Consider the following 17,833-nt stretch of genomic DNA (forward strand, 5'->3'; position numbering starts at 1 on the left):
GCTGCGATGACCACCTCGACCGACCAGATCGTTGCGGCCCTGCGGGCGTCCCTGAAGGAGAACGAGCAGCTGCGCCGGCAGCAGAGCCGGCTCACCGACCGGTCCCGCGAGCCGATCGCGATCGTCGGGATGGGCTGCCGCTACCCGGGCGGGGTACGCAGCCCCGAGCAGCTGTGGCGGCTGCTCAGCGAGGAGACCGACGCGATCTCGGCGTTCCCGCACGACCGGGGCTGGGACGTGGACACCCTCTACGACCCGGACCCGGAACACGCCGGCACCAGCTACGCCCGCGAGGGCGGGTTCCTGCACGACGCCGCCGACTTCGACGCGGACTTCTTCAGCATCAGCCCCCGCGAGGCGCTGACCATCGACCCGCAGCAGCGGCTGCTGCTGGAGACCGCGTGGGAGGCGCTCGAAGGCGGCGGCATCGATCCGGTCACGCTGCGCACGAGCCGCACCGGCGTCTTCACCGGCGTGATGTACAACGACTACGGCGCCCGGATCCAGCCGATGCCGCCGGAGTTCGAGGGCTTCATCGGCACCGGCAGCGCCGGCAGCATCGCCTCCGGCCGGATCGCCTACACCTTCGGCTTCGAGGGCCCGGCGGTCACCGTGGACACGGCCTGCTCGTCCTCGCTGGTCGCCGTGCACCTGGCCGTGCAGTCGCTGCGCCAGGGCGAGTGCACGCTCGCGCTGGCCGGCGGCGTGACGGTGATGGCCACCCCGCGGCTGTTCGTGGAGTTCAGCCGGCAGCGCGGGCTGGCGCCGGACGGCCGGTGCAAGCCGTTCGCGGCCGCCGCCGACGGCACCGGCTGGGGCGAGGGCGCCGGTCTGCTGCTGCTGGAGCGGCTCTCGGACGCCGAGCGCAACGGCCACCCGGTGCTCGCGGTCATCTCCGGCAGCGCGGTCAACCAGGACGGCACCAGCAGCCAGCTCACCGCCCCCAACGGGCCGTCGCAGCGGCGGGTGATCCGCGACGCGCTGACCGCCGCCCGGCTCGAACCGGCCGATGTGGACGCGGTGGAGGCGCACGGCACCGGCACCACCCTCGGCGACCCGATCGAGGCGCAGGCGCTGCTGGCGACGTACGGCCGGGACCGGCCGGCCGACCGGCCGCTGTACCTCGGGTCGATCAAGTCGAACATCGGGCACGCCCAGGCCGCGGCGGGCGTCGCCGGGATCATCAAGATGGTGCTGGCGCTGCGGCACGGCACGCTGCCGCGCACCCTGCACGTGGACGCGCCGAGCCCGCACGTGGACTGGACCGCCGGGGACGTGGCGCTGCTGACCGAGGCCCGGTCCTGGCCGCGCGGGCAGCGGGTCCGCCGGGCCGGCGTGTCGTCGTTCGGCATCAGCGGCACCAACGCGCACATCATCGTCGAGGAGGCGCCGGCCACCGGCGAAGGCGCCGCCGCCGGAACCGCCACACCCGCCGCGGCCCCCGGGACCACCGGAACCGCCGGGACCACCGAAACCACCGAAACCACCGCGCACGACCCGGCGCCGGCGGGCGCCGCGCCGTGGCTGCTCTCGGCGCGGACCGCGCCGGCCCTGCGGGACCAGGCCGCGCGGCTGCGCGACCTGGTCGCGCAGCGGCCCGACCTGGACCCCGCCGGGATCGCCGCGGCCCTGGCCACCACCCGGGCCGCCCTGGAGCACCGGGCGGTCGTCCTCGCCGAGGACCGCGGGGCCGCGCTGGACGCGCTGGCCGCGGGCAACCCGCCGGCGGACGTCGTGACCGGCGTGGCCGCCCAGGACCCGGGCCGGGTGGTCTTCGTCTTTCCCGGCCAGGGCTCGCAGTGGGTGGGCATGGCCGGCGGGCTGATCGAGGCCAGCGCCGAGTTCCGGGACCGGCTCGCCGAATGCGCCGAGGCCCTGCGCCCGCACACCGACTGGGATCTGCTGCCGGTGCTGCGCGGCGAACCCGGCGCCGCGTCGCTGGACCGGGTTGACGTGGTGCAGCCCGCGCTGTTCGCGGTGATGGTCGCCCTCGCCCGGCTCTGGCAGTCGCACGGGGTGCAGCCGGACGCGGTCGCCGGGCACTCCCAGGGGAGATCGCCGCCGCCCACATCGCCGGAGTGCTGAGCCTGCCGGACGCCGCCCGGGTGGTCGCGCTGCGCAGCCGCGCCCTCGGGGTGCTGGCCGGCACCGGCGCGATGGCCTCGGTGCCGTTGCCCGCCGATCGGGTGCAGACCCGGCTGGCGGCCGCCGGCGCGGTCACGATCGCCGCGGTCAACGGCCCGACCGCCACCGTGGTGGCCGGTACGCCGGAGGCCGTCGCCGCACTCGTCGCCGGCTGCCAGGCCGACGGGGTGGACGCCCGGACCGTCCCGGTGGACTACGCGTCGCACTGCGACCACGTCGAGGCCGTCCAGGACACGCTGCTGGCCAGCCTGGCCGGCATCACCCCGCGACCCGCCGAGATCGCCTTCTACTCCACCGTGGACGGTGAGGACCCGGAGCCCACCGTCCTGGACGCCGGATACTGGTACCGCAACCTGCGCCGGACGGTCCGGCTGGCGGACGTCACCCGGCTGCTGCACGAGCGCGGGCACCGGGTCTTCGTCGAGATCAGCCCGCACCCGATCCTGACCGTGCCGATCCAGGAGACGCTCGACGAGCGGGCGGACGCGGCGCCCGGATTCACGGTCGGCACGCTGCGCCGCGACGAGGGCGGTCCCGCCCGCTTCCACGCCTCGCTGGCCCGGGCGCACGTCGGCGGCGTACCGGTCGACTGGCGGATCCCGTCCGGGCCGCGGGTCGACCTGCCCACCTACGCCTTCCAGCGCGAACGGTTCTGGCTGCCCACCCCGTCCGGGGCCGGCGACGTCACCTCGGCCGGCCTCGCCGCCACCACGCACCCGCTGCTGGGCGCCGCCGTCCCGCTGGCCGACGGGGACGCCACGGTGCTCACCGGGCGGCTCTCCCTGCACGCCCAGCCGTGGCTGGCCCAGCATGCGGTCTTCGGCCGGATCCTGCTGCCCGCCGCCGCCCTGGTCGAACTCGCCGTGCACGCCGGCGACGGCGCCGGCTGCGACCGGGTGGAGGAGCTGACGCTGCGGGCGCCGCTGCTGCTGCCGGCGAGCGGCGGACTGGCCCTGCAGGTCACGGTCGCGGCGGCGGACGCCACCGGCCGGCACCCGGTCACCGTGCACAGCCGGCCGGACTCCGGCGAGGACGGCGCCGACCGGCCCTGGACGCTGCACGCCGCCGGGCTGCTGGCCCCGGCCGACCCCGACGGCGAGCCGGAGCCCGACCCCGGGCCGCTGGCCGGCGCCTGGCCCCCGCCGGGCGCCACCGCGATCCCGCTGGACGGCCACTACGAGGGCTGGACCGGCGGGGGTACGGCTACGGCCCGCTCTTCCGCGGCCTGCGCGCCGCCTGGCGACTCGGTGACGAGGTGTACGCCGAGGCGCAGCTCCCGGACGGCGCCGACCCGGACGGCTTCGGCCTGCACCCCGCGCTGCTGGACGCCGCGCTGCACGCCGCCGGGCTCACCGGCGCGGCGCCGACCGGCGACGACGAGGTGCTGCTGCCGTTCTCCTGGTCCGACACCGCGCTGCTGGCCTCCGGCGCGACCGCGCTGCGGGTGCGGGTACGCCCGGCCGGCGCGGGCAGCGTGACGCTGGACCTGGCCGACCCGGCCGGCGGCCCGGTGGCCCGGGTCGGCGCGCTCGCGGTCCGGCCGGTCTCCGCCGCCGCGCTCGCCACCACCCGGGAGGCGCACCACGACTGGCTGTTCCACCTGGACTGGCCCACCGCGCCGGCCGCCGCGACCGAACCCCAGGCGCCGCCGCGCGCGGCGCTGCACGGCGACGACCCGTACGGGCTGGCCGCCCACCTGCCGCCGGAAACGGCCGGGGAACCCGAGGTGGCGGTCGCGACCCTCCCGATCCCCGACGGGGACCTGCCGGACCGGGTCCGGACCGCCGTGCGGACCGCCCTCGACCTGCTCCGCGAGCACCTGGCCGCGGACCGGCCGCGGCTGGTCCTGGTCACCGCCGGGGCGGTGCGTGCGGTGCCGGGCGACGACATCCGGGTGGATCCGGCCGCCGCCGCCGCGTGGGGACTGCTGCGCTCGGCCCAGTCCGAACATCCCGGCCGGCTGACCCTGCTGGACCTGGACCGGGACCCGGCGTCGGCGGCCGCGCTGGCCGGCGTGCTGGCGCTGGAGGAGCCGCAGCTCGCCGTCCGGCAGGGCGCCGTGCACGTCGCCCGGCTGGCCCGCGCCGAGGCCACCCCCGCCCTGCCGCTGCCGGACGCCCCCGCCTGGCGGCTGCACTGGCAGGAGGACTCCACCGGCGGCGGCACCCCGGACAACCTGCTGATCCGCGCCTGGCCGGAGGCGGACCAGCCGCTGGAGCCCGGCCAGGTGCGCATCGCGGTACGCGCCGGCGGGCTCAACTTCCGCGACGTACTGATCAGTCTCGGCCTGGTCCGTAACGACGGCCGGCCGCTCGGCGGCGAGGCCGCCGGTGTGGTGCTGGAGACCGGCCCCGGGGTCGCCGAGTTCGCCCCCGGCGACCGGGTGATGGGGCTGGTCTCCGGCATCGGCCCGATCGCGATCACCGATCACCGGCTGCTCACCCGGATGCCGCCGAACTGCACGTTCGCCGAGGCCGCCACCATCCCGGTGGTCTACCTGACCGCCTACTACGGGCTGGTCGACCTGGCGAAGATCCAGCCGGGTGAGACGCTGCTGCTGCACGCGGCGACCGGCGGGGTCGGCATGGCCACCATCCAGCTGGCCCGGCACTGGGGCGTCGAGGTGTACGGCACGGCCAGCCCCGGCAAGTGGGACACCCTGCGGGCGTTGGGTCTGGACGACGCGCACATCGCCTCGTCCCGGACGCTGGAGTTCGCCGACGCGTTCCTCGCGGGCACCGGCGGTCAGGGCGTGGACGTGGTGCTCAACTCGCTGGCCAAGGAGTACGTGGAGGAGTCGCTGCGGCTGCTGCCGCGCGGCGGCCGGTTCCTGGAGATGGGCAAGACCGACATCCGGGACGCGGCGCGCGTCGCCAAGGACCACCCCGGGGTCACCTACCAGGCGTACGACCTGATGGACGGCGGCGCCGACCGGGTCAAGGAGATGCTCGACGAGCTGTCCGCGCTGTTCGACGACGGCACGCTGCGGCCGCTGCCGGTGACGGCCTGGGACGTACGCCGCGCCCCCGAGGCGTTCCGCTACCTGAGCCAGGCCCGGCACACCGGAAAGGTGGTGCTCACCGTGCCGGCCGCGCTCGACCCGGACGGCACGGTGCTGATCACCGGCGGCACCGGCGTCCTCGGCGGGCTGGTGGCCCGCCGGCTGGTGGCCGAGCACGGCGCCCGGCACCTGCTGCTCACCAGCCGCAGCGGTCCGGCCGCGGCCGGCGCGGAGGCGCTGCGCGAGGAGCTGGCCGCCGCCGGCGCCCGGGTGACGATCGCCGCCTGCGACCTCGCCGACCGCGCCGCCCTGGCCACGCTGCTGGCCGGGATACCCGCCGAGCATCCGCTCACCGCGGTCGTGCACGCGGCCGGGGTGCTCGACGACGCCACCGTGGACGCGCTCACCCCGCAGCAGCTGGACCGGGTCCTGCGCCCCAAGGTGGACGCCGCCTGGCACCTGCACGAGCTGACCGCCGGGCAGCCGCTGGACGCCTTCGTGCTGTTCTCCTCGGCCGCCGGCACGCTCGGCGGTCCCGGCCAGGGCAACTACGCGGCGGCGAACGCGGCGTTGGACGCGCTGGCCGTGCTGCGCCGCGGCCGGGGCCGGCCTGCGCTCGCGCTGGCCTGGGGTCTGTGGGCCGAGGCCAGCGGGATGACCGGGCACCTCGGCCGGGCCGACCTGGCCCGGCTCGGCCGCACCGGCATGCTCGCCCTGAGCACGGCGGAGGGACTCGACCTGTTCAGCGCCGCGCTGCCGTCCGCGCTGCCGGTGCTGGCCCCCGTCCGGGTGGACGCGCGGGCGCTGCGCACGCAGGTCGAGGCGGGGGTCGCGCCGCCGATCCTGCGCGGGCTGGTCCGCGGCACCGCCCGGCGCAGCGCCGCGGGGGTCACCGTGGACGCCTCGGCGCTGGCCCGGCGGCTGGCCGCGGTCTCCCGGGACGAGGGGCGGGCGATCCTGCTGGACCTGGTCCGCACCCAGGTCGCCACCGTGCTCGGGCACGCCTCCGCGGCCGAGGTGGACGCCGGGCGTGCGTTCAAGGACTTCGGCTTCGACTCGCTCACCGCCGTGGAGCTGCGCAACCGGCTGAACGCGGCGATCGGCCAGCGGCTGCCGGTCACCATCGTCTTCGACTACCCGACGCCGGAGGCGCTGGCCACCTTCCTGCACGGCGCGGTCGCCCCGGCCGACGAGGACGCCGCGGCGACCGCGCTGCTGGCCGACATCGGCCGGCTGGAGGCGCGGCTCATGGCGCTGGAGCCGGGCGAGGGAGCCGGGCGGCGGGTCGAGGAGCGGCTGCGCGGCCTGCTCTGGAAGTGGAACGACCGGCACGCCCCGGTCACCGCCGAGCCGGCCGAACCGGAGGACCTCTCGGTGGCCAGCGACGACGAACTGTTCGCCATGCTGGACGGTGAACTCGGCGGCTGACCGACCGCAGCGGAACCGACCGCACCGCGACCGGCCGCTGTGGGACCGGCCGCTGTGGGACCGGGACCGGCCGCGAGGCCGGCCGCGGTCGTCCCGGAACCCTCAGGCGCTGGCCACGGGGACCCGGGTCAGCTCCTCGGAGACCGCCCAGACCCGCGCCGCCTCCTCGACGCCGCGGAGCCGCCCGTAGAGCTTCTGCTCCGCGGGCGGGCCGCCGAGGTGCCCGAGGCCACGCGGCCCGTACAGTCGGGCGCCCCCGGCGTCCGGCGAGGTCGCGGCGTACAGGGCCGGAAGCAGCGCGGACTCGATCGTGCCGACGAGGATCCCGCGGGCGGACAGCGCACGGATCAGCCGCCGGCCGCCGCTGTCCCGATCGCGGCCGACCTCGGGACGGGCCGCGAGCAGGTTCGTCGGCGCGACACCCGGATGGCACAGGTTGCTCGTGACGCCCCAGCCGTTGGCCCGGCTGCGCCGGTCGAGTTCGAGGCCGAACAGCCCGAGCGCGATCTTCGACTGGCTGTAGGCGCGCATACCGTGGTACGAGCGTTCCCAGTTCAGGTCCGCCCAGTTGATCGCGCCCTGGTTGGCGGCGATGCTGAGCTGTGAGGTCACGCGTGCGTGGCCGGCGCGCAGCAGCGGCAGCAGCCGGCCGACGAGGGCGAAGTGGCCGAGGTGGTTGGTGCCGAACTGAAGCTCGAACCCGTCGGCCGTGGTCCGCCGCTCCGGCGGGGTCATCACCCCGGCGTTGTTGACGAGGATGTGGATCGGCCGGCCCTCCTCCCTCAGGTCCCGCCCGAACGCCGCGACGGAGTCGAGCGACGACAGGTCCAGAGCCCGCAGCGACACGTCCGCGTCCGGGACCTGCTGCCGGATCCGGCCGATGGCCGCCCGACCCTTGTCCGGATTCCGGACGGGCAGGAGTACCTCGGCCCCGGCCGCCGCGAGCCTGGCGGCGACGCCCAGACCGATGCCGTCGCTGGCGCCGGTGACGACGGCACGCTTGCCGGACAGGTCGGGAACGGCGATGTCGTATCGTGGCATGGGCTTCGCTCCAGGTTCTTCGGTGGTGCTCCCACCGTCGCCCGGGCGGCGCACGGCATCCAGGGACTGTCGATCCACTGCTGCGCAGGGCCGGGCTCGGCCCGCTCGGAATCCGCGCCCCTGGCGGCCCGCGTCCGCCGGTGTCGGCGTACGGGCCCGAGTGCACAGGTAGGTACGCCGGAGCGTACAGAGATCGACGCACCAGAAGAGCTCAAGGACGTCTGTCGAGCAAGCCTCCGTGTCGCACGGCAGACACAACGGGGTCCTTGAGTCGCCCAGGATTTCACGGACGCCCGAACTGCGGCAAATCCGGCTGATTGGTCACGTCAGATGGTGCGGATCGTGATGAGGTCCTCGAGACCTGCGAGATCGTCGGCGTTGCGGGTGTAGACGGCGGCGTCGTGAGCAAGGGCGGTTGCGGCGATGAGGAGGTCCATCACCCTGGCCCGCGGCTGACGGCCGGTCTCGACGACGCGCGCGGCCAGTCGTGCGTAGCTGTCGGCGATGGCGTCGTCGACAGGCAGCGGATCAAATCGGCGTTGGATGGCGCTCAGCCGCGCCAACCGGAGCGCCCTCGCCTCGGCGGTCTTCGCGCTCAGGACTCCGACCTGAAGTTCGGCGAGGCTGGCGACGTTGATAGCCAGTTCACCGGGAATCGGGGTGACGTCGTTGGCGATGAGGATGCTGGTATCGAGGATGCCGAGACTCACCGCTGAACCCACGGATCGGTGACGGTGTCGTCCAGGAGATCCCGATCGCCTGCCCACCCGGGGTCGGTCGCTTGGTCGAACACGCCGGCAAGGTCGTCCCACTCACGCCAGGTACGGCTGAATCCATCAGCGGCCGGCCAGCTCGTCCGCCTCGCCGATGGTGATCACGACTGCGCCTAGCCGCTGCTCGGTCTCGACCCGGCGGTGGGCGGCGGTCACCTCCGACATCGGGTAAACCCGGTCGACAATTGATTGGATCTTACTGGCTTCGATCATCTCGGTGATCGTCGCCAAGGCTTCCTTCGTTTCGGGGGCGAATGCCACGGTGACGGTCTTGTCGGTGAAACGAGTTGTCAGCACCGAGCGGACGAGCACCGCCAGGCGGGGATTACCGTTGAGATAGCGCCCGCCCGGTTGGAGCATGCCGACGAGACGGCGGTACGGACTCCCGGGGACCATGTCGAAGATGACGTCGAACCTGCGGCCTGTGGTCGTGACGTCGTCGGTGGTGTAGTCGATGAAATCGCTGGCCCCGAGGCGTCGGACGAGGTCCTCCTTGATCCCGTGGTCGACCGCGGTGACCTGCGCACCAAACGAGTGGGCGATCTGGATGGCGTGGGCGCCGATGCTGCCGCCGGCCCCGTTGATCAGCACCTGCTCCCCGGGCTTGATACTGGCGCGCCGCATGAAGTGCAGAGCGTTGAGTCCGCCGAGTGGGACCGCGGCGGCCTCGGCGAACGTCATATTCCGTGGCTTGGGTGCGATGGCGGCCCGCTCGGGAAGGACGAGGTACTCGCCGTAGGCACCCAACCGCAGGCTGGCGGAGCCGTAGACCTGATCGCCCGGGGCAAAGCGGGTGACCCGCCCGCCCACCGACACCACTTCACCGGCGAAGTAGCCGCCCAGGACGCGACGTCTCGGCCTTCTGATTCCAACCGCGATCCGCAGCGGCAGCCAGAGCCATTTCACCGAGTACCGGAAGCTCCTGAGCTCGCAGTCGGACTTGGTCGTCTCGGCCGCCCGTACCCTGATCAGGACGTCCTGATCGCCCGGGACCGGCATGGGCACGTCCGCCAGATGCAGGACCTCAGGCCCTCCATAGCGGCTGTAAATGACGGCTTTCACGAAGCCATGGGATCGCTTGCAGGTCATGCTGTCAACCGAGTGGGTGGTGCGGCAGTGCCCCGTTGCCGCGGTGCCCCGGGCAATTCCGGCGGCCGGCCAGCAAGCCGCCGAACCAGCGGCGCGAAACCCCGCCACGATCTGTACCCCTCACGTGTGTGGCGCGACGTATCAAGGTAGATGATCGCGGCCACTGAGCCAATCGCCGTTGACATGAACACCAACACGCGCCCTCATCGGCAGTTGCGGGTTGTCTCGTGGTAGCCGCCTCACCGCCTGGCGGCCGGCTGAACGATGTCCGGGCCGCCGGTGTGCGGCGTCGGGAGGTAACCGGGGTACGGCTGCGGCAGTGCCGCCACGCAGGCCGCGGAGCATGCGTTTACCAGCAACGGCAACACGTCGGTGGCGACCAGGCCAGAGATCCAGACTTGGCGAAGCTCACCGCCAACCGGCCCATCGCAGACGCTGCAGGTTCGCACCGCGTCGCAGCCCCACACGTCTGGGTCGAGCGCGGCGAAGTCCGCCTCTGCCGCGCGGGTCACCGCCCGCAACCGCGGAAACGGCGGACGGAACTTGAAGTTGCCATAGAGGACGCGCGTACTCACCGTGCTGTCGGCTAGCTTCGTGCATCTGGTCAGCTCGTACGGGTACCAATGCAGCCGGTGGGAGGTGTACGGATCGAAGACCTCAAGGCTGGCCATCGCCCCGATCTCGGGCGGGATACGAACCAGATTCGTGCCGTAGAGCACCAGATGTTTGACGGCGGTCAGCTTCGCGATCGTCGCCGGCAACGTGACGATCTGCCGCCGCTCAGGAGCACTCAGCTCCACGAACGGCTTGAACACCGTCCGTCCATCCGCTGCGGCCTCGTCGATCAGCGACAGCAGATGCCGCCAACCCGCCGCCATGGTGTCCTGACGGTCCGTGTGGAAGACGACGTGGCTCGGCCGGGTCGCGACCGAGTGGCCGACGCAGCGGCAGTGGTCGCGGGCCGGACCGCCTGCACCATGTCCGACCGCATCCGCAAAGCGATTGGAAAACAGATACGGCGTGATCTCGTTCGCGTCCACGCCGAGGACCCTACCGGGCGCCCAACGACCGATCGCGCACTGTCATCGGCAAAGCTGTGAGTGCCTCCGGCTATGTCCCAGAGGCCATGTAGGCGGCCAGGATGTAGTTGGGGTGCCGGTCGAGGTTCTTGCGGGCGCGGTCGTAACGCATGGTGGTCCGGGGGTCGGCGTGACGGGCTGCGATCTGCACGTCGCGGAGGCTGACGCCGGCGTCGAGCATCGTCGTCACGAACGTGTGCCTCAGCATGTGGGGATGCATCCTCGGCATCCGGATCCCCGCGACCTGGGCGAGGTGCTTGAACCGACGGGTGGCGGCGTGCCGGTCCATCCGCCGACCATGGGTGTTGCGCAGGATCGGCCCACCGGTGCGTTCATCGACGGCGCGGTCGATGGCTCGGGCGACCGCGGGTGGCAGCGGGACGAGGACGACCTTGCCGCCCTTGCCGCGCACGCGCAGGACCCGGTGTCCGTGTTCCTCACCGAGGTCGGCGATGTTCGACCCGCATGCTTCGAAGATCCGCAGCCTAAGCAGACCCAGGAGCGCGATCAGGGCGTAGTCGTTCACGTTGGAGGACGTGCGGGCGGTGGTGATCAGGGCCTCGAACTGCAGGTGCCCCAGTCCGAGGGTCGGTGACTCGGCCGGCACCGTGGGTCGACGGACGTAATCGGCCGGCGAGTGTTCCAGGATTGCGTCGATGACGCAGACCCCGTAGAAGCCGACCACGACGGACAGCCGGCGGGACACTGTCGACGGCTGGTACCGGCGGACGTCTTGCAGCCAGCGCACGTACCGCTCGATATCCACCCGCGTTGTGGCGAGCGGGTCCAGGTCGTGGTTGGTGCACCACCGGAGGAAGACACGCAGGTCCGACTCGGTGTGAACGCGGGTCTGGCCACGGTAGCGGCCCAGGAAGGCCGATACCGCGGCGTGTACGACGAGTTGGCCGGTCGGTACGACACGGGAGACGGGAGCAGGAGAGGTAGCGCCTCGTCCTTGGACGTTGGCCGTGTAATCCGTCGGTTCGGCGGCCGTTTCGGGCAGGCTGTCCCTCTCGCTGTTGGTGTGGGAGGTGATGCCGGGTGGGACGACGCCCGGAAGTGTTCGTGCGGGCGCTGTCGATGGCCGAGGGCCAGCGGCTGCAGAAGATCACGCGGACCGCGAAGAACCCGGTCAAGCTGCGCCGGGCGATCGTGGTTCTGATGTCCGGCCAGGGCCAGCCGGTGCCCGACATCGCGTACCTGCTCAAGGCCACCGAGGACTACGTCCGCGACGTGGTCCACGCGTTCAACGAGCGGGGGTTCGACGCGCTGGACCCAAAATGGACAGGGGGCACACCGAACAAGATCAATGAGCAGACCCGCGACTGGATCTGCGTGATCGCCCGGTGTGACCCCCGCTTCCTCGGCCAGCCGATTGCGACCTGGTCGCTGTCCAAGCTGCGTGACTACCTGATCGCCACCGGCCAAGTGGACACGATCAGCATCGAGACCGTCCGGCGGATCCTGCACGAACGCGGCGTCACCTGGCAGACGTCGAAGACGTGGAAGGCCAGCAACGACCCGGACTTCACCGCCAAGATGCGCCGGGTCCTCGACCTCTACGACCATCCACCGGCCGGCGGCCGGGTCATCTGCGTCGACGAGTTCGGGCCGCTGAACCTGCAGCCCCGGCCGGGCAAAGCCTGGAAACCGCAGGGCAAACCGGTCCGACTCCGGGCGACGTACCACCGTGACCACGGTGTCCGGCACATGATCGCCAGCCTCGACCTGGCCACCGGACGAATCCACTACCGGATCCGGGACCGGAAACGATCGAGCGAGTTCCTCGACTTCCTCAAGAGCCTGCGGCGCCGCTGGCCAGGACAGACGCTGCACCTGATCCTGGACAACTTCTCCCCACACAAGCACCCCACCGTCCGGGCCTGGTGCCAGGCCAACGACGTTGAGCTGGTCTTCCTGCCGACCTACAGCTCCTGGCTGAACTGGATCGAAGCCGAGTTCGCCGCTTTGCGCTACTTCACCCTCAACGGCACCGACCACCGCACCCACGCCGAACAGGACACCGCGATCGGTGACTACATCCGCTGGCACAACCAGCAGGCCCGCCCGAAAACGGGATACGCGACCAAATCCAAGATCCGCCACCCGGATTACCCCTTCAAGGCCGCATGACGAGGCAGTAGCCATATATCACCGTGCGTCACCACCGGTGATGAACGCCAGTGCACCCGGTGCGGCATGAGAGTGCGTGCGGAGTCTCGGCCGACCGGCCCAGCCCATTTGGCGTTGCGGTCCCTCGGCGGACGGCAATTCGGTTGGCCCTAGCAGAAAATCTGGCTAATATGCGTCACGCAGAGGGCGGCATGAGAAAGCGACGAGCAAGATGAGGTGATCCGGATATGAGTGGCTGGAAGATTCCGGAGCGCGAGTCAATATCAACTTCAAATGCACGCATGGAGGAACTTTATTCCTCAATAGAATCGCATATCACCAACCAGCACGTCGTTTCGCGTGCCGTCCTCAAGGAATTCGCGGCCCCTGGACGGGATAGCCGAGGATGGGAACTGATTCCGTACGACGTGAAGCTTCGGAAGCATAAAGGCTCTTCGAAGTTGAGCGGGGTGCGCTGATCGATCCGGCCCGGAGATGAGGGCTCGCAGCCCTTGGGTGATCATCTGAGTGTCGAGTTCGGATGATCACAAGTAAAGAGCTGCGAGCATGGTCAACGATACGACCCGGCTGCTGGGCCTGGACGGCCTGGTGGTGGATCGGGTCGAGCTGCACCCGGATGGTTCCCCCATCGTCCACCTGTCCACCGGTAGCGAGCAGGCACAATGCTGCCCTCAGTGCGGTGTCCGGGCCGCCCGGGTCAAGGGCTGGGTGTTCACCTGGCCCCGGGATCTGCCGGTGGCCGGACGCACCACGCGGTTGCGGTGGCGTAAACGCCGCTGGTACTGCGATCAGCCCGGATGCCCGCGCACGTCGTTCACCGAACACGTGCCACAGATCCCGGCACGGGCACGGATCACCGTCCGGTTGCGGCAGGCGGCCGGCGCGGCGGTCGCCGACGGCAACCGAACGATCGTGCAGGCCGCCCGTGATCTGGGCATGTCCTGGCCAGTCGTCGCGGCCGCGTTCACCGCGCACACCGCAGCGGTGCTGCCGGCCGAGCCCGAACCAGTGAGCGTGCTGGGCATCGACGAGGTCCGCCGAGGCAAACCTCGCTGGATCTTCGACGAGGTCACCGCGTCGTGGACCACCATCGTCGACCGCTGGCACGTCGGCTTCTGCGATCTCGTCGGCGGGCAGGGTCTACTCGCCCAGGTCGAAGGCCGGACCAGCAAGGCGGTGACCGACTGGCTCACCCAACGCCCCGCCGCCTGGCGTCAACACGTCCAGGCCGTCGCGATCGACATGTGTACCGTGTTCAAGGCCGCCGTCCGCGAGGCGCTGCCGCACGCGACGCTGGTCGTGGACCACTTCCACGTCGTCCAGCTGGCCAACCGGGCCGTCACCGAGGTCCGCCGCCGCATGACAGTCACACACCGCGGCCGGCGCGGCCGGGCCACCGACCCGGAGTGGCAGCAACGCAACCGGCTGACCAGGTCAGCAGCCCGCATGCGCGCCGAGCACGTCGACCGGCTGACCGACACCCTCAGCAACCTGCCGGCGAAGATCGGCGCACCGGTCCTGACGGCCTGGAACGCCAAGGAAGACCTGCTCGACCTACTCGCGCTCGCCCGCACCCACCCGAACCGGGAAACCACCGCCCGGCTGCTGCACCGCTTCTACACCCGCTGCGCCGACTCTGACCTGCCCGAACTCCACCGGCTCGCCACCACGATCGAGACCTGGTGGCCGGAAATCCTCGCGTTCCTGCACACCGGCATCACCAACGCCGGCTCCGAAGGAACCAACCGGGTCATCAAGACCGTCGCCCGCGACGCCTACGGATTCCGTAACCCCGAAAACCAGCGGCTACGCACCCGCGCCGCCACCACCCGCCGCCACCGCGGACACCTCAACCCCGCTTAACTTCGAAGAGCCAGCATAAACGGCCCCTTGGGCTCAGGGGCTGCGGGAAAATTCTCGACTTTCTAGTGATTGCAACAACCTCAGCCGAACAGATGTGGGCAGAGGTTGAGCGCGACATTCCCGCAATGATTGACGCAGCCCGGGCCGGAACTCTCCATCAGAATTCGACGCTCCTCTCAGTCGCTCGAGACTGCCTCGCCTTGCATCTCGTACGCAGCCCGAGATACATGTCCGCCCACGCGGAGGCCGTGCGTAAACCCTTGATGGATTCAGAAACTTTGCCATTGACAAATGGCGCGAAAGGCTGACTGAGGAATATATTGCCAAGCACAGTGGACTACTGCCAGCCGACAGGGAGTCATTGGGCACGCTTGTAGATCCCGTAGTTGATAATTGGCGGCAGCTCGACTCGAGCGGTTTGATGGCGCGCGCAGGTATCGAGTTTATGTTCCGTCGAGTGCGGGACACTTTCGCTTCGGTGGATGTTCAGATCTGGCACGTCCCCGCTGGTGAGGAATTCCTCATCTCGGACTCCCCTTGCCTTACGTTGCGATACAGTGAAGATAGAACCGAAGTGGAGCCGCACGTAGCAATAGGCGATTCCCACACGGTTACCATGCCAATCGCCAAAGATTGCTACCTAGCGCTCGGGGATAGTCCCAAAGACGATGTATTCGTGAGTAGCAATGTAAGTCTGTTCAACCAGTTGCAGATGCGCAGCGCCTTCGGTCATCTGTACTATCGTCCGGGATCGAACATCACTCGGTCCGTTGACGCCTTCTTCTCCAATTCTGCCCGGAGTTCGAGTGACCAAGCCGCTTACCGCCCTCTTTGAGGGCGTCTACAGGGCAGGCGCCTCCGATGCCGAGGATCGCGTCGGGACGAAGCGATCCGAGTGTGTGCCGTCCGGGTCTCCCGGCTGGCTTCCTGCCGCCGGCGTGACAAGCACTCTCGCTGGCAGAAGAGATGACATGCATCGGCCGAGTGCGGTCGGTGGGTTGAGTCGAGTTTTCCCTCGTTCGTGGTCTTGACAAACGGGTGGTGGGGGAGGCCTCCTCAGCTCAGGCGCAGGTGTTTACGTCGGACGTGGTGTCGCCGAGTGCGAGGAGACTCCTATGTCGATCGTAGGTGGCGTGGATATCCGCCGGAAGCCGCTGACCTTCGATTGGGTGGACGAGCAGAACGGGCGGTGGGAACGCGGCCGGATCGTCCCGGCCGATCGGGAGCGTCTGGCCGGCTGGCTGGCCCGGTTCGACCCGGTTGCCGGGCCGGTGGCGTTTGCGTTCGAGGGCTGCACGGGCCATAGGTAAGTCTGGCTGCCACCCCGCCACCCGCGCTGACGTTCACGCGAGCGGAACCACCCACACCAGGAGGCCCACCGAAAACCCTCGCCCGATCCACCGCCCGGACTCGCCAGCACCGCCGCAAGACGATTCCCCACGGCCAAAACCATTCAAACAATCACAAAACCATCACTGGACGGCCGACACTCATGCAGGTAAGGACGCTGGCGTCTCCCACTGGGGCCAGCCACGCGCTACGGTCAGCTGGATATCCCTGACGGGGATTGTGACTAACGTTCGGAATTCCTTGGCGTGGGCCTCGGAACTATCCAGGCATTCCGCCTGCCCTGCTAACCTCCCCTGGTCAGGGGGATTTGACTGATCGAGGGCGGTAAACGAAAGGTGCGCCTGGCCTGCGAGGATGTGGGTGTCTACGCCATGTCCATAGCAGAGCAAGGTGCACCTTTCTGGTGAGTAAGAGTAGTGGGTGGGATCAGCGGCTGGTCGTCGGCTCGGACGGGAAGGGCCTGGTCGGTCACGCGGGTGCGGTCCTGCTGCGTAAATGCGCCGATCGGACCGGTCTGACCAGTGCTCTGAACAAGGTGCTGCCGCGCGGCAAGGGCCCCGGCTGGTGGGATCGCGGCACGGTCCTGGTCTGTCTGGCCGTGGTGATCACGCTCGGCGCCACAAGCATGTCCGACATCGGCCTGCTCGCCCATCAGAGGCTGGTCTTCGGTGACCGGCCGTCGGAGTCGACCGTCCGGCGCGCGTTGGCCGGTCTCAACGAGAAGGTACTGAAACGGGTCGGCAAGGCCCGGGCGAAGGTCCGCGCCCACGTGTGGGCGCTGCTCGCCCGACGCCCGCAGGGGTTCCCGTGGCTGACCGTGGCCGGGAAGCTGCTGACCGGCTGGGTGGTCATCGACATGGACGCCACGCTGATCACCGCCCACAGCGACAAGCAGGGCGCAGCGGCCACCTTCAAGAAGGGCTACGGCTTCCACCCGCTCGGCGCGTGGTGCGCGAACACGGCGGAGTGCCTGGCGATGCTGCTGCGGCCCGGTAACGCCGGGTCGAACACGGTCGCCGACCACATCCGGGTCCTGGGTGACGCCATCGCGCAGCTCCCGGCCGGCTACCGGCGCAAACTCCTGATCCGCGTCGACGGGGCCGGCGCCACCCATGAGTTACTGGAGCATCTGGAGCGGATGAACCGGGTGTGGCGCAGCGTGCGTTTCACCGTCGGCTGGACGATCACCGCCGCCGACGAGACCGCGATCGAACAGGTCCCCGCCGACGCCTGGACCGACAGCCTGCACCAGGACGGCACCGCCACCGGCACCGCGCACGTCGCGGAACTGACCGGTCTCAACCCCCGACTCGCGGGCTGGACCGGCACGCTACGGCTACTCGTACGACGCACGAGGCCGTCGGCCCGGCACGCCCGTAACCTCACCGCCCTGGAGAAACGCACCGGCTGGCGCTACCAGATCGTGGCCACCAACATCACCCGGATCGCAGGCGTGCCCGGCTCGCACCAGCCGCAATGGCTCGACGCCCTCCACCGGGCCCACGCCGGAGTGGAAGATCACGTCCGCCACGGCAAGGCGACGGGTCTGCGGAACCTGCCCTCCAAGGACTGGACCGTCAACCAGGGCTGGACCCTGACCTGCAACATCGCCGCCGACCTCGCCGCCTGGACACGGCTCCTCGGCCTGTACGACCAGCCGGACCTCGCGCACGCCGAACCCGACACGCTGCGCTACCGGCTGCTGCACCTGCCCGCGAGACTAGCCACCCACGCCCGCCGCCGCGTGCTGTCGATCCCCGGGACCTGGCCCTGGGCCGACGCGTTCACCCTCTGCTGGCGACGCCTCACCCTGCTACCACCGGCCACCTGACCTGGTTCCCCGCACCTACCAGCAGAAAGGGCCGTTTCCCGAGTCCGGAGACCTCGGCGCGTCCACAGCGACATGTGGCGATCCCGCACCCCACCCGAGT

The 17,833-nt window shown here is 70.6% G+C and carries 10 protein-coding genes and 1 pseudogene; 6 read left to right on the top strand and 5 right to left on the bottom strand.

What is annotated here, in order from left to right; genetic code table 11:
- Window positions 1-39 precede the first annotated feature (39 nt).
- A pseudogene (locus CIK06_RS31325) lies at window positions 40-6,574 on the top strand (type I polyketide synthase).
- A gap of 102 nt (window positions 6,575-6,676) precedes the next feature.
- On the opposite strand, the gene CIK06_RS18075 reads toward CIK06_RS31325, so the two are convergent.
- From CIK06_RS18075 to CIK06_RS18095, 5 genes are all read right to left on the bottom strand, one after another.
- Window positions 6,677-7,615, bottom strand: a complete 939-nt coding sequence (locus CIK06_RS18075) for an SDR family oxidoreductase (protein ID WP_095565819.1) — start codon at window positions 7,613-7,615, stop codon at window positions 6,677-6,679.
- A 326-nt stretch (window positions 7,616-7,941) separates the two neighbouring features.
- Window positions 7,942-8,325: a PIN domain-containing protein gene (locus CIK06_RS18080; RefSeq protein WP_095565820.1), complete on the bottom strand. Its 384-nt coding sequence runs from the start codon at window positions 8,323-8,325 to the stop codon at window positions 7,942-7,944.
- Between the two features lie 126 nt (window positions 8,326-8,451).
- Window positions 8,452-9,477 carry an NAD(P)-dependent alcohol dehydrogenase gene (locus CIK06_RS18085; RefSeq protein WP_232533705.1) on the bottom strand — a complete coding sequence of 342 codons (1,026 nt, stop codon included), beginning with the start codon at window positions 9,475-9,477 and terminating at the stop codon, window positions 8,452-8,454.
- A 239-nt stretch (window positions 9,478-9,716) separates the two neighbouring features.
- Window positions 9,717-10,517 carry a leucine-rich repeat domain-containing protein gene (locus tag CIK06_RS18090; protein WP_232533706.1) on the bottom strand — a complete coding sequence of 267 codons (801 nt, stop codon included), beginning with the start codon at window positions 10,515-10,517 and terminating at the stop codon, window positions 9,717-9,719.
- A 70-nt stretch (window positions 10,518-10,587) separates the two neighbouring features.
- Window positions 10,588-11,241, bottom strand: a complete 654-nt coding sequence (locus tag CIK06_RS18095; RefSeq protein WP_198347925.1) for a tyrosine-type recombinase/integrase — start codon at window positions 11,239-11,241, stop codon at window positions 10,588-10,590.
- A 356-nt stretch (window positions 11,242-11,597) separates the two neighbouring features.
- On the opposite strand from CIK06_RS18095, the gene CIK06_RS18100 reads away from it, so the two are divergent.
- From CIK06_RS18100 to CIK06_RS18115, 5 genes are all read left to right on the top strand, one after another.
- The gene (locus CIK06_RS18100; RefSeq protein ID WP_232533707.1) at window positions 11,598-12,689 is read left to right on the top strand and encodes an IS630 family transposase; all 1,092 of its coding nucleotides are present in this window, start codon (window positions 11,598-11,600) and stop codon (window positions 12,687-12,689) included.
- 546 nt (window positions 12,690-13,235) lie between these two features.
- Window positions 13,236-14,552: an ISL3 family transposase gene (locus CIK06_RS18105; RefSeq protein WP_095565825.1), complete on the top strand. Its 1,317-nt coding sequence runs from the start codon at window positions 13,236-13,238 to the stop codon at window positions 14,550-14,552.
- Between the two features lie 361 nt (window positions 14,553-14,913).
- Window positions 14,914-15,387 carry a DUF4238 domain-containing protein gene (locus tag CIK06_RS32535; protein WP_369915987.1) on the top strand — a complete coding sequence of 158 codons (474 nt, stop codon included), beginning with the start codon at window positions 14,914-14,916 and terminating at the stop codon, window positions 15,385-15,387.
- Between the two features lie 298 nt (window positions 15,388-15,685).
- On the top strand, window positions 15,686-15,862 hold the full coding sequence (locus tag CIK06_RS18110; protein ID WP_157756832.1) for a hypothetical protein: 177 nt from the start codon (window positions 15,686-15,688) through the stop codon (window positions 15,860-15,862).
- 443 nt (window positions 15,863-16,305) lie between these two features.
- Window positions 16,306-17,733: an IS1380 family transposase gene (locus tag CIK06_RS18115; RefSeq protein WP_198347926.1), complete on the top strand. Its 1,428-nt coding sequence runs from the start codon at window positions 16,306-16,308 to the stop codon at window positions 17,731-17,733.
- Window positions 17,734-17,833 lie beyond the last annotated feature (100 nt).

The sequence above is a fragment of the Plantactinospora sp. KBS50 genome (assembly GCF_002285795.1).
GTDB lineage: Bacteria > Actinomycetota > Actinomycetes > Mycobacteriales > Micromonosporaceae > KBS50.